This is a genomic window from Streptomyces sp. NPDC059788, assembly GCF_042732265.1.
Classification (GTDB): Bacteria; Actinomycetota; Actinomycetes; order Streptomycetales; family Streptomycetaceae; genus Streptomyces.
On record NZ_JBHWHY010000001.1, the window covers coordinates 99,505 to 112,698 of the forward strand.

Genomic DNA, 13,194 nt, shown 5'->3' on the forward strand with positions numbered 1-13,194 from the left:
GCCCCGGATCAGGCGGAAGCGCGTATCAGGTCCGACAGGGCTTCGTATGCCTGCTGGACGAACGCGGCGCCGAAGCCCGGCGCGCAGTTGGCCAGGGCGACCAGTGCCGTGTCGCGCCGCGGGCAGAATCCGGCGAAGGCCGTGCAGCCACGGGTGCCGCCCGAGTGGTGGTAGAGGTCCGAGCCGTCGGGCCGGGGCCGGATGTTCCAGATCAGGGCGAGCTGGGATGTCCGGCGGGGCAGGACGAGCCGCGGGTGGGTGACGTCTTCCAGGGCGGTGCGCAAGGGGGCCGACGGTACGCCGCTGACGGCCGCGGTTCCCGGGCGGGACAGTGCCTCGGTGAGTGTCAGGAGGTCGCGCGCGCTGGACCGGACGGCGCCTGCGCCGGGCAGCCCCGGGATGCTGAACGGTGGCCGGGTGCGGCCGTGCCAGTAGCCGGTGACCTGGGCGGCCCCAGGCGGCGGGGAGGCCGTTGCGGTGGTGTCGCGCAGCCCGAGTGGCCGCAGGACGCGGGCCGCGAGCAGGTCTTCGTACGGGAGCCCGCCGGCCGCGCCGCACAGGGCGTGCCCCAGGAGGCCGACGCCGAAGTTGGAGTACCGCATCCGGGTGCCCGGCCGGGCCCGCAGCCGGGTTCGCGACAGGGCGCGCAGCACGTCCGCGCGCGTGAAGCCGGCGTACGGGTCGGCCAGGAGCCGGTGGGGGGCGGAGCGCAGCAGCCCCGGAGGCAGGCGGGGCAGGCCCGAGGTGTGGGTGGCCAGGTGGGTGAGGGTGATGTCCGTACCGCGTACGGGGACGCGCGTGCCCGGAGGCAGGTGGCGGGCGACGGGGTCGTGGTGGCCCACGTCGCCCCGGGCGGCGTGCTCGGCGAAGAGCAGCGCGGTGAACGTCTTGGTGAGCGAGCCGGCTTCGAAGCGGGTGGACGGCTCCACGGGCACGCCGTCCTCGCGCGCGGTGCTGCCCCGGACGAGGAAGGACCGCTGCCCGTGCCGGTACAGGCCGACGGCGACGGCGCTCGCGCCCGGGGCCGCCGACAGCAGCGCTTCGGGCAGGCCCCGCAGCAGTGCTTCGGGGAGGCCGCCGGCCGCCGTGGCCGGTGCTCCCGCCGTCATGGGCCGGGCTGTCCCGGCCCGCCCAGTGCCCGGGTCAGGGCGATGGTCCCGGCGACGACGGCCACGACGGTGGGGTGCTGGTGGGCGTCGAAGAGTTCGGCCGGGTCGCCTTCGACGGGCTGGTCGTCGCGGGGCACGAGTCCGTCCTCGCGCTGGAGGCCGGCCAGTCGCTGCCAGTCGTCGGTCTCCGTCCAGGGCTCGGGCAGACAGGTGCCGACGATCATCAGCTCGGCCATCAGGTCCCACTGGCCGCACTCGGCCCAGATCTCGGTCCACACCGGCAGCCACCGGACGAGGTAGTCCACGAGGTCGGCGGGGAGCCCGGTGGGCAGGCGGCCCCAGTCGGTGAGGTGGAAGGCGGCGTGGGTGACGCCGTAGCCGGTCAGCCAGTCGATGTGCCAGGGCTCGGGCATGGCGCCGAGCCAGGTGGCGCGGGTCAGCGTGGCCCAGTCGTAGGCTGCCTGGCCCTGGTCGAGGCCGACGACGCGCGCGGAGTTGGCGACGGCGAGCCGCCGGTTCGGTACGTGTTCCACGGCGTGCGTCGAGCGCAGGGTGACGGTGTGGGCGACCAGTCGCTCGAACTGGGGGTGGCGGTAGCCGCCGCGGACGAAGTGGGCGTAGGTCTCCATCGGGTCGGTCTTGAGCGGGTGGCGCAGCAGCCGCTCGTACAGCAGCGCACCGCCGTCCACCTGCTGCCAGCAGAATTCCAGCAGCTCGCGGGCCATCGCCAGCTCCGCCGTGCCGGCGACACCGCTGCGCAGGACCAGGGAGGCCGCGAGTGCCGCCTCGCCCAGGCCCTTGTACGCGTCGGCGTCGTCGACGAGGTCGGCCCGGGGGCAGTCGGAGAGCTTGCCGTGCTCGCGGTTGGCGTGCAGCCAGGCGAGGGCCCGGGAGCCGATGGTGTGCGCGGTCTGTGCCGGGGCCGGGCTCATATGTCCTCCAGGCCGAGCAGCCGGCGGGCGACGGCGGTGTCCAGAGCGGGGCGGTCGCCGCCACCGAGCAGCCCGATGTGTTCGGTCAGGGGGGCGGGGTCCAGCGGCAGCTCGACCCCGTCGGCGCGGAGCCAGGCGAGCCAGCGGGTGATCCGGGCGGCGGTGGGGTGGTCACGCCGCAGCGTGGCGCGGGTGGCACCACGGGCGAGGCCCAGGACGCCGGACCGGGCGGCGTCGTGCACCGGCCCGTCCAGCCCCGGCAGGGCCAGTGAGGACAGCTTCCCCATCCGTACGGACCAGGACACCCAGCCCTCGTGAACGGAGGCGCCGGGGCCGCCCGGACGGCCGTCGGCGTCCGCGTCCGTGGCCGGCGGCAGCTTGCGGGGCGCGGCGTCGTCGCACAGGGGAGGGCCCTGGGGGAGGGGCGCCGCCCGTACCGGGGTGTTGGCGGGGTCGAGGCGGGCCAGCACGGTGGCGAGGCCCCAGTCCACCCAGGCCATGATCCACGCCTCTTCGGTGCCCGTGGGCGGCGGCGGAGGGGGCGTCTCGTCCGGCGGCAGTGCGCCGAGCGCGAGGCCGACGGCGGCCGTGTCACCGGCGGACGGGGGCTGACCGGTCAGTACGTACGGCGCGAGGACGTCCGCCCCCAGAATGCGGATCGCGCCCAGCGCCACCGCCGGGTCGCTCCCGGACTCCGACGCCGCGGCCTCCACGTGGACCGCGGCCACGGCGGCGCCCCCGGTGCCCCGGAGGGCATCGAGGGCGCGACGGGCCAACTGGTCGGCCGATTCGCTGTGGGCGGTCCGTGAGCGCTCGGAGATCACCGGCGCTTCGTTTCCTTCGGCTCCTTGGGCGAGATCAGGAGGCCCAGGAGCAGGACGCCCCATGCGGCGCCGTGCGGTGCGGGGACCGGCGCGTCGCTCAGCGGCGCTTCGGGCTGGGCGGCCACCCACCCCAGTGCTTCCTTGTCGAGTGTGAGGCCGGTGGGCTGAAGGGTCTGGGCAAGCATCATTCGCTCCCTCGAAGAGATGTCATCACCAACTCCGGTGATGCCCCCGATGCCACCTCCCAAAGTACTCCTAAATCGACATATCGACCATTGGGGGTAACTGGGGCGCCGGATCGTGGGCCTGCCCGTACGCGCGGCCCGGAGAGCATGGCCACCTGCGCCGCCCCGGCCGACCGTCAACTCGTGGGCTGTGTCGCCCTGTTCATCCGAAGAGCCGCTCCGCCGTCGAATCCGTCACGTCGGCGCCCATGTTGCGCTCCATCATCCGCAGGGCGGCGTCGGCCAGGTCCGCGTGGATGTGCGCGACGGCGTCGCGCGGGACCGTGACGTTCAGGTGGCGGATGTGCGCGTCTAGGGCCGAGTACAGGACGCACTGTTCGGTGACCTGGCCGCAGAGCACGATCCGCCCGATGCCGTGCTGGCCGAGCAGGTACTCCAGCGGCGTCTCGAAGAAGATCGAGTGCCGGGCCTTGACCACGAACATCGACGAGTCGTCGGGACGGAGCGGCTCCACCAGGTCGGCGTGCGGTCCGTCCAGCGCCGTACGGAGGAGCTCGTCGTGGTGCGAGCGCCACCGGCCGAAGTTGTCGTTGACGTAGATGACTTCGACGTCCGAGTCCCATGCGCGGGCCCGCTCCAGCGTGCGCAGCATGCCGGGCAGCGCCTCGCGCACCGACGGCAGCAAGTGCTCGGCGTCCGCGTGTTCGTACGTGTTGATCATGTCGATCACGATGAGCGCCGTACGCATGTCAGCCGGTCTCCCCGACGAGCACCCGGATGGTCGCGAGCCCGGGGTCCGCCGCGTCGGGCACGTTCATCCCGGCCCGTACGCCGCTGGTCAGGTACCGCACCACCGGCCCGTCGAGCCGTTCGCCGGGCAACGCGGCCGGGATGCCCGGCGGATAGGGCGTCAGCATCTCGGCCACGATCCGGCCGGCCGCCGCGCCCGCCGGTACGTCCTCCACCTGCCCGAAGTACGCGTCACGCGGCAGGCACGCCTGCTCCAGCCGCAGATCGCCCGGCACCGGCACCTCGGGCTCGGGCGCCGGGCGCAGGTCCGCCGCGTGCCGCGACAGGTCACGCAGGGCGTCGAGCAGCACTCCGGCGGTCGTGTCGTCGTCCGCGTGGGTGAGCTGGGCGCTGATCCGGCGGTGGTCGGCGAGGTGGGCGTCGACGGCGCGGTGTTCGCGCAGCCAGTCGGCGGCCCGGTAGCCGGACGTGCCCAGCCCGCTCACGTCGATCACCACGGGCAGCGGGTCGAAGTCGTCGGCCGTTCCGGCGCCGCAGAAGTCCGCCCGGTCGTGGACGTGCAGCCCGTCGATCTCCTCGATGGCGGCCCGGACCCGCGCGGCCAGGTCCAGAGCCCGGCCGAGCAGTTCCCGGCCCCGCAGGGCCATCTGCCGCCGCCAGCCGTCCAGGCCCGCGTACAGCAGCACCGAAGGGCTGGTCGTGCCGAACAGGTCCGCCCGTGACTTCAGCACGGTGGGCCGCACCAGATCGCCCCGGAGGTGGAACACCGACCCCTGCTCCAGGCCGCTGCCCATCTTGTGGATGCTCGTCACGCACACGTCGGCGCCGGCGTCCATCGCCCAGGATGGCAGATCCGGATGGAACGGCAGATGCGCTCCCCACGCCTCGTCCACGACCAGCGGGCGCGCACGCCGGTGGCACACCTCCGCCAGCGCCCGCAGATCCGCGCAGGCGCCGTACGGGGTCGGGCTGGTCACCAGCGCCCCGCGGGCGTCGGGATGCTCCTCGAAGGCCCGCTCGAACGCCTCGGCCGACGGCGGATGGGCGATCCGGCGCTCCGCGTCCCACCGCGGGTCCACCCAGACCGGCCGCACGCCGGACAGGATCAGACCCGACACCACGGACTTGTGCGCGTCCCGGCCGATCAGCAGCTTCTCGTGCGGGCCCGCCACGGACAGCATCGCCGCCTTGACGGACAGGGAACTGCCGCAGGTGGAGAAGAAGGTGTGCGAGGCGCGCACCGCGTCCGCCATCAGCGCCTCGGCCCGCTCCAGCACCCGGCCCGTGCCGAGCCGGTCGTCCAGCCCGCCGGAGGCCAGCAGGTCGCTGTGGAAGACCGCGTCGCCCAGCACCTCGCGCACCAGCGGGTCGGCGCCGCGGGCCTGCTTGTGGCCCGGCGGGGTGAAGGAGACCGTCCCGGCCTGCCGGTAGCGGGCCAGCGCCTCCAGTACCGGGGCCTGTGTGTGATCGACAGCCATGCGCCAGGGGTTCCCCGGGCCCGGACGGGTCAATCACCGCGCCGTTCGATTCCGCCCGCGGTGCGGCTCACCCGCACGGCACCGGCCGGACGCGCCCCCACCCGCCCCGGCCGTGCGCGGGGACGACGCCGGGCGCCGGTGGATCTTTCCTCTTCCGGGCGGGTTTCCCCCGCACCGGGAGGGGAACCCGCCCTCGCGCCGCCGGTCGGACACCGGTGGCACCGACTGCCGCACCGGTGCGCCGCCTGCCGCCCCCGCTCGCAGCCGGAGCGCCGGCGGGCGAGCCTTTGAGGAGGCCCCGCCGTAGGGGCCACCCGCCGCGGCAGACCGCAGACACGCTGGAGGAGAAGCGATGGGCGTGCGCAAACGGGTTCGCGACTGGCCCGTGTACCGGCAGCTGACCGGGGGCGACCCGCTGGGCCGGGGCCGCGCCGCCATGTCGCCGTACACCGAGCGGCTGCGCCCGCGCACCGGCACCGCCGACCGGATGGTGCGCTCCGTCTGCCCGTACTGCGCGGTCGGCTGCGGCCAGCAGGTGTACGTCAAGGACGAGCAGGTCGTCCAGATCGAGGGCGACCCCGACTCGCCCGTCAGCCGCGGCCGGCTCTGCCCGAAAGGATCGGCGACGCTCCAGCTCACCACCGGCCCGTCCCGCCGCCACCAGGTGCTCTACCGGCGCCCGTACGGCACGGACTGGGAGCCGCTGGACCTGGAGACGGCCATGGACATGGTCGCCGACCGCGTCGTCGAGACCCGCCGCCGCACCTGGGAGTGGCAGTCCGCCGAGGGGCTCCGCACCGCCCGCACCATGGGCATCGCGAGCCTGGGCGGCGCCACCCTCGACAACGAGGAGAACTACCTCATCAAGAAGCTGCTGACCGGCCTCGGCGTGGTCCAGGTGGAGAACCAGGCCCGGGTCTGCCACAGCTCCACCGTCGCCGGCCTCGGCACCTCCTTCGGGCGCGGCGGCGCGACCACCTTCATGCAGGACCTCCAGCACGCGGACTGCATCGTCATCCAGGGCTCGAACTTCGCCGAGGCGCACCCCGTCGGCTTCCAGTGGGTGATGGAGGCCAAGGCCCGCGGCGCCCGCGTCATCCATGTCGACCCGCGCTACACCCGCACCAGCGCCCTGGCCGACCTGCACGTACCCATCCGGGCCGGCAGCGACATCGCCTTCCTCGGCGGCATCGTCAACCACGTACTGACCGAGGAGAAGGACTTCCGCGAGTACGTCCTGAACTACACCAACGCCGCCACCCTGGTCGGCGAGGACTTCCGGGACACCGAGGACCTGGACGGCGTCTTCTCCGGCCTGGAGGAGACCGAGCACCACTACGACCCGATGAGCTGGCAGTACGAGGGCGTGGGCGTGCAGGCGCCGTCGGGAGAGGTGGACGAGCAGTACGAGGCCCGCGTCCAGGAGGCCGGCGGCTCCGAGTCGCACGGCTCCGGCGGCCCGCCCACCGGGCACCGCGCGTCGCGCGACGAGACGCTGCGGCACCCGCGCTGCGTCTACCAGGTCCTCAAACGCCACTACGCCCGCTACACGCCCGAGATGGTCGAGCGGATCTGCGGCGTGCCGCAGGAAACGTTCCTGCGGGTCTGCGAGGACCTCACCGCCAACTCGGGACCGGACCGCACCAGCGCGTTCGCCTACGCCGTCGGCTGGACCCAGCACTCCGTCGGCGCGCAGTACATCCGCGCCGCGAGCGTCCTGCAACTGCTCCTCGGCAACATCGGCCGCCCCGGCGGCGGCATCCAGGCGCTGCGCGGCCACGCCTCCATCCAGGGCTCCAGCGACATCCCCACCCTCTTCAACCTGCTGCCCGGCTACCTGCCCATGCCGCACGCCCACGCCCACGAGGACCTGGACACCTTCGTCGAGGCGATCCGTACCGACAAGGGCTTCTGGGGCAACATGCGGTCCTACCTCGTCAGCCTGCTCAAGGCGTACTACGGCGACGCGGCCACCGCCGACAACGACTTCTGCTTCGCCCACCTGCCACGGCTGACCGGCGCGCACGGCACCTACGAAACCGTGCTGGCGCAGCTCGACGGCGACTGCAAGGGCTACTTCCTGATGGGCGAGAACCCCGCCGTCGGCTCCGCCAACACCCGCCTGCAACGCCTGGGCATGGCCAACCTGGAGTGGCTGGTCGTACGGGACTTCTCGCTCATCGAATCGGCCACCTGGTGGCAGGACGGCCCGGAGACCGAGACCGGCGAACTGCGCACCGAGGACATCGGCACCGAGGTGTTCTTCTTCCCGGCCGCCGCGCACACCGAGAAGTCCGGCTCCTTCACCAACACCAACCGGTGGATCCAGTGGCACCACGAGGCCGTCGCCCCCGAGGGGGACGCCCGCAGCGACCTGTGGTTCATGTACCACCTCGGGCGGCGCATCAAGGCGCGACTGGCCGCCTCCACCGACCCCATGGACCGGCCCGTACAGGACCTGACCTGGGACTACCCCGTCGAGGGGCCGCTGCGGGAGCCGGTCGCCGCCGCCGTGCTCGCCGAGATCAACGGCCACGGCCCGGACGGCGCCCCGCTGAGCGCCTACACGGAGCTGAAGGACGACGGCTCGACCCGGTGCGGCTGCTGGATCTACTGCGGCGTGTACGCGGACGGCGTCAACCAGGCGGCCCGCCGGAAGCCGCACACCGAACAGGACTGGGTGGCCGGGGAATGGGCCTGGGCCTGGCCCGCCAACCGCCGCATCCTCTACAACCGGGCGTCCGCCGCCCCCGACGGCTCCCCGTGGAGCGAACGCAAGGCGTACGTGTGGTGGGACGGGGCCGCGGGGAAGTGGACCGGCCACGACGTCCCGGACTTCATCCCCGACCTTGCCCCCGACCACGAACCGCCGGACGGCGCGAGCGGCCCCGACGCCCTGCGCGGCGACGACCCGTTCATCATGCAGGCGGACGGCAAGGGCTGGCTGTACGCGCCCGCCGGCCTGGTCGACGGGCCGCTGCCCACCCATTACGAGCCGCAGGACTCCCCGTTCGGCAACGCCCTGTACCCGTCCACGCCGCGCTCACCGGTCCGCCGCATCCACCCCCGCGAGGGCAACCGCTACCACCCCAGCGGCGACGAACCGGGCGCCGACGTCTACCCGTACGTCGTCACCACCCACCGCCTCACCGAGCATTTCACCGCGGGCGGCATGAGCCGCTGGTCGCCCTATCTCGCCGAACTCCAGCCGGAGTTCTTCTGCGAGGTCTCCCCGGAGCTCGCCGCCGAACGCGGCCTGGAGCACATGGGCTGGGCCACCATCATCACCGCCCGCAACGCCGTCGAGGCCCGCGTCATGGTGACGCGGCGGATCAGGACGCTGACGGTGCAGGGCCGTACGGTCCACCAGATCGGTCTGCCCTTCCACTGGGGGCCCAACGGCGTGGTCACCGGTGACGCCGCCAACGAACTGGTCGCCATCGCCCTCGACCCCAACGCCCACATCCAGGAGGACAAGGCGCTGACCGCCGACATCCGCCCCGGACGCCGGCCGCGCGGACCCGACCTGCCCCGGCTGGTCGCGGCCTACCGCGAGCGCGCGGGCATCGACGCGACGACCGGGACGGAGACCCGCACATGACCGGCCAGCTGCTCAGCGGCGTCGAACCGGACCCGGCCGGGGACGCGGGCCACGCGGACGCACCGCCCCGCGCGGGCTTCTTCACCGACACATCGGTGTGCATCGGCTGCAAGGCGTGCGAGGTCGCCTGCAAGGAGTGGAACGCCATCCCCGAGGACGGGCTGTCCCTCACCGGGATGAGCTACGACAACACCCAGGGGCTCGGGGCATCGACCTGGCGGCACGTCGCGTTCATCGAACAATCGTCGCCTTCACCGTCACCGTCGCCGGAAGGCCGTACGCAACTGCCGCTCGCCGACGCGCCGGGCAGCGAAGGACCGGGGGACCCTGGTGGCGACCTGCGCTGGCTGATGTCGTCCGACGTCTGCAAGCACTGCACCCACGCCGCCTGCCTCGACGTCTGCCCCACCGGCTCGCTCTTCCGCACCGAGTTCGGCACCGTCGTCGTCCAGGAGGACATCTGCAACGGCTGCGGCTACTGCGTCCCCGCCTGCCCGTACGGCGTCATCGAACAGCGCCCCGCCGACGGCCGCGCCTTCAAGTGCACCATGTGCTACGACCGGCTCGGCGCCGGCCAGGAACCCGCCTGCGCCAAGGCCTGCCCGACCGAGTCCATCCAGTACGGCCCGCTGGACGAACTCCGCGAGCGGGCCGCGCTCCGCGTCGACCAGCTGCACGCCGCCGGTGTCACCGACGCGCGGCTGTACGGGCACGAGCCGACCGACGGCGTCGGCGGCGACGGCGCGTTCTTCCTGCTCCTCGACGAACCCGAGGTCTACGGACTGCCACCGGACCCCGTCGTCACCACCCGCGACCTGCCCGCCATGTGGAAGCACGCGGGCGCCGCGGCCCTCTCGCTGGCCGGCGGCGTCGCGCTGTCGTTCGCCGCGCCCGCGCTGAAACACCTGGCAGCCAGGACCACCGGACGGAAGGGGCGGCGATGACCGGTTCCGACGGCACCCACGAGGGGCCGGAAGGCGGGCGGCCCGCACGGACCGGCGGCAGGCGCGGCCGGGGCGGTCGCGGCGCCAAGGGCGAGCAGCTCATGGCACCACCGGCCGAGTTCCAGTCGTACTACGGCAGGCCGGTCATCAAGGCACCCGCTTGGCGCGCCAGGGACATCGCCGGATACTTCTTCCTCGGCGGCCTGGCCGGCGCGGGATCGGTGCTCGCCGCCGGTGCCCACGCGACGGGCCGCACCACGACGGCGACCGCGCTGAAGCTCTCCTCCCTCGCGGGAGTCTCCCTGGCCACCGCCGCGCTCATCAACGACCTCGGCAGACCGGACCGGTTCGCGAACATGCTGCGGGTCCTCAAGCCGACCTCGCCGATGAGCGTCGGCTCCTGGCTGCTGGCCGCCTACGGGCCCGCCGCGGGCGCCGCGGCGGCCTGCGCGGTCACCGGACGGCTGCCCCGGGCGGGCGCCGCGGCGACCGGCGCCGCCGCGCTCCTCGGCCCGGCCGTCGCCACGTACACCGCGGTCCTCGCGGCGGACACCGCCGTCCCCGCCTGGCACGGCGCCCACCGCGAACTCCCGTACGTCTTCGCCGCCTCGGCGACGGCCGCCGCCTCCGGGATGGCGCTCGTCGCCGGCCCCACCCGGGAGACCGGGCCCGCCCGCTGCGCCGCGCTGCTGGCCGCGGTGGCCGAGGAAGCCGCGACCAAGGCCGCCGAACGGCGGCTCGGCATGGTCGCGGAGACCTACCGCCAGGGGCGGGCCGGCACGCTGCTGCGCACGGCGCGCGCCCTCACCGCGGCCGGCGCCGCGGGCGGCGCGCTGCTCGGGGGCCGCTCCCGGGCGACGGCCGCCGCGAGCGGTCTGGCCCTGCTCGCCGGTTCCGCGTGCACCCGCTTCGGGATCTTCGCGGCCGGCATCGCCTCCGCCGAGGACCCGAAGTACACCGTCGTACCCCAACGGGCGGCCAAGGAAGCCCGCCGCACCACCCCAACGCCCCACGCGGAGAGGACACAGCCCACATGACCCGCACACCCCACAACGACGAGCCGGCACAGGTCGTGCTCAGCGCGCAGTCCCCGGCCGACGCCGAGGCCGTCTTCGGCACGCTGCGCAGCTGCTTCGCCTCCGACCGCGCGGACGGCGACACCCCGCACGACGAGCCGAAGCAGCCCGGCCACCCGATGGTCTGGACCGAGAACTTCGAGACCTCGGAAGTTCAGGGAGACGTCCGGGAGGGCAGTCAGCCGTCCGCCTCCGTCACGGTGAACCTCCAGGGCAGCCCCCTGGCCGTGGACCGGCTGCGGGACGTGCTGACGCGCGCGTTCTCGGTCCGTACGGAAGGCACGGTGTCGGGCGATCAGGAAGTCGAGCTGCAACTCGTGCTGGAGAGCACGGACAGCGGCTGACCGCACCCCGGGAGCGGCGACCGCGGCGGGCCGGGGCGGGGCTTGTGGCGCCCGCTGTCCGCCGCGGGCGGGCGCGGAGCGGCCTCAGTTCCGCCCCGCGCCCGCCCCGCCGACACCGGGACCCTCATCCCGGCGGCGTACCAGGGCCCCTCAGCCCCGGCAGTTCGTGTGGTCCCCGACCCCGGCCGCCCATGCGGTCCCCGGTCCCGCGGGACGGACCAGGTAGCGGGCATAGGCCTCCGCGGTGAAGAACGCGGGCAGTTCGCGGGCGAGGGCCGTGCGTTCGAGGATCTCGCGGGCCTCGGCGATCAGGGCACGCGGATTCTCCTTCGCCCACGCGGCGCACTCCTCGTCGAGGAACCCGACCACGGTCTCGCGGGCGACGGCGCCGTGCCGCAGCCACTGCCAGAGCTGCGAGCGGGCGATCTCGGCGGCTGCCGCGTCCTCCATCAGCCCGTCGAGGGCCACCGCGCCGGTGCCGCGCAGCCAGGCGTCGAAGTAGCGCAGCGCGAGCGCGATGTCGGCGCGCACGCCGTGCTCGGTGGGCGGTCCCGCGGTGCGCCGTACGGCCAGCAGCTGGTCGGCCGTGACGCCGACGTCGTCCCGGGTGCGGTCGATCTGGTGCGGGCGCCCGCCCAGCACGCCGTCGAAGATGTCGCGGCAGAAGGGTACGAGCCCCGGGTGGGCGACCCACGTCCCGTCGAAACCGTCCTCCGCCTCCCGCTCCTTGTCGAGCCGCACCGCGGCGAGCGCCGCCGCGTCGGCCGCCGCGTCGTGACCCGGCACGTGCGCCGCCATCCCGCCGATGGCGTGCGCGCCGCGCTTGTGGCAGGTGTGCACCAGCAGGTCGGTGTAGGCCCTCAGGAACGGCGCGGTCATGGTGACCTTCGTACGGTCCGGGAGGGAGAAGTCGGGCCGGTGCGCGAACGTCTTGATGAGGCTGAAGAGGTAGTCCCAGCGGCCCGCGTTGAGCCCGGCGGCGTGCTCGCGCAGCTCGTGGAGGATCTCCTCCATCTCGAAGGCGGCGGTGACCGTCTCGATCAGGACGGTGGCACGGATGGTCCCGCGCGCGATGCCCAGCAGGTCCTGGGCGAGGAGGAAGACGTCGTTCCACAGCCGGGCGTCGCCGGCGTTCTCCAGCTTGGGAAGGTAGAAGTACGGGCCCGAGCCGGCGTCGATCTGCCGCTGCGCGCAATGGAAGAAGTACAGGCCGAAGTCGACGAGCGAGGCGGGCACCGGACGCCCGTCGACGCGCAGGTGGTGTTCGGTCAGGTGCCAGCCCCGGGGGCGGACGACGATGGTCGCCAGGCGCTCGCCCAGCCGGTACGCCCTGCCGTCGGGGCCGGTGAAGTCGATGCGCCGCTCGATGGCGTCCAACAGGTTCAGCTGGCCGCCGATGACGTTGTCCCAGGTGGGCGAGGTGGCGTCCTCGAAGTCGGCCAGCCACACCTGGGCACCGGAGTTGAGCGCCTCGACCGTCGTCCGCCGGTCCGGCGGGCCGGTGATCTCCACGCGGCGGTCGGTGAGCCCCGGCGCGGGCGGCGCGACCCGCCAGGCGGGGTCGGCGCGGACGGCGGCGGTGGCCCGCGAGAAGTCGAGCGGCGAACCGGAGGACAGGCGCAGGGACCGGCGGCGCCGCTCGGTGAGCATTTCGTGGTACCGGTCGGCGAAGACGGTGGCGAGGCGCCCGACGAAGTCCAGCGCGGCGGGCGTCAGGATCTCGTCGAAGCGGTGGCCCGGTATGCCGAGCACCTCGACGTGGGCGGTCAGTTCGGTGGTGGACATGGGCGTCTCCCGGATCGCGTGCGGCGCGTCGTTCGTGCGAAGGATGCGAACGGCAGGGCACGTGGTGCCGTCCGGTCTGCACACGGCCCGCCGTCCCCGCTCCTGACCGGGAACCGCTGGCCGTACGGAGACTCTGGCAGTGGCACTGAGTGCCAACAAGCGTGGA

Annotated in this window: 11 protein-coding genes; 4 read left to right on the forward strand and 7 right to left on the reverse strand. The window is 73.8% G+C overall.

From position 1 onward, the window contains the following. Positions 1-8: 8 nt before the first annotated feature. From ACFV57_RS00730 to ACFV57_RS00755, 6 genes are all read right to left on the reverse strand, one after another. Positions 9-1,109, reverse strand: coding sequence for a serine hydrolase domain-containing protein (locus ACFV57_RS00730; protein WP_385224193.1), 1,101 nt, complete (start codon positions 1,107-1,109; stop codon positions 9-11). Then, positions 1,106-2,041, reverse strand: coding sequence for a DUF6895 family protein (locus tag ACFV57_RS00735; RefSeq protein WP_385224195.1), 936 nt, complete (start codon positions 2,039-2,041; stop codon positions 1,106-1,108). Before ACFV57_RS00735 ends, ACFV57_RS00730 begins: the two co-directional genes overlap by 4 nt. Beyond that, positions 2,038-2,865, reverse strand: a complete 828-nt coding sequence (locus tag ACFV57_RS00740) for a hypothetical protein (protein WP_385224197.1) — start codon at positions 2,863-2,865, stop codon at positions 2,038-2,040. The genes ACFV57_RS00735 and ACFV57_RS00740 overlap by 4 nt, the downstream gene beginning before the upstream one ends. Then, positions 2,862-3,050, reverse strand: a complete 189-nt coding sequence (locus tag ACFV57_RS00745; RefSeq protein WP_199930990.1) for a hypothetical protein — start codon at positions 3,048-3,050, stop codon at positions 2,862-2,864. The genes ACFV57_RS00740 and ACFV57_RS00745 overlap by 4 nt, the downstream gene beginning before the upstream one ends. 202 nt (positions 3,051-3,252) lie before the next feature. Further along, positions 3,253-3,798 (reverse strand): cysteine hydrolase family protein, encoded by a 546-nt coding sequence (locus tag ACFV57_RS00750; RefSeq protein WP_385224199.1) that lies wholly within the window; start codon positions 3,796-3,798, stop codon positions 3,253-3,255. A 1-nt stretch (position 3,799) separates the two neighbouring features. After that, entirely contained in the window at positions 3,800-5,278 is a 1,479-nt protein-coding gene (locus tag ACFV57_RS00755; protein WP_385224201.1) for an aminotransferase class I/II-fold pyridoxal phosphate-dependent enzyme, read from the reverse strand. Between the two features lie 352 nt (positions 5,279-5,630). Here ACFV57_RS00755 and fdh point away from each other — a divergent pair, with 352 nt between their 5' ends. Genes fdh through ACFV57_RS00775 form a run of 4 tightly spaced genes read left to right on the forward strand, consistent with a single transcriptional unit; the run spans position 5,631 to position 11,243 of the window. Further along, positions 5,631-8,879 (forward strand): formate dehydrogenase, encoded by a 3,249-nt coding sequence (gene fdh, locus ACFV57_RS00760; protein ID WP_385224203.1) that lies wholly within the window; start codon positions 5,631-5,633, stop codon positions 8,877-8,879. Continuing rightward, positions 8,876-9,823, forward strand: a complete 948-nt coding sequence (locus tag ACFV57_RS00765; RefSeq protein ID WP_385224205.1) for a 4Fe-4S dicluster domain-containing protein — start codon at positions 8,876-8,878, stop codon at positions 9,821-9,823. Before fdh ends, ACFV57_RS00765 begins: the two co-directional genes overlap by 4 nt. Then, on the forward strand, positions 9,820-10,860 hold the full coding sequence (gene nrfD, locus ACFV57_RS00770) for an NrfD/PsrC family molybdoenzyme membrane anchor subunit (RefSeq protein WP_385224207.1): 1,041 nt from the start codon (positions 9,820-9,822) through the stop codon (positions 10,858-10,860). The genes ACFV57_RS00765 and nrfD overlap by 4 nt, the downstream gene beginning before the upstream one ends. Beyond that, positions 10,857-11,243 carry a hypothetical protein gene (locus tag ACFV57_RS00775; RefSeq protein WP_385224209.1) on the forward strand — a complete coding sequence of 129 codons (387 nt, stop codon included), beginning with the start codon at positions 10,857-10,859 and terminating at the stop codon, positions 11,241-11,243. The genes nrfD and ACFV57_RS00775 overlap by 4 nt, the downstream gene beginning before the upstream one ends. Positions 11,244-11,393: 150 nt before the next feature. Here ACFV57_RS00775 and aceB read toward each other — a convergent pair whose 3' ends face one another. Beyond that, entirely contained in the window at positions 11,394-13,028 is a 1,635-nt protein-coding gene (aceB, locus tag ACFV57_RS00780; RefSeq protein WP_385224211.1) for a malate synthase A, read from the reverse strand. Between the last annotated feature and the right edge of the window lie 166 nt (positions 13,029-13,194).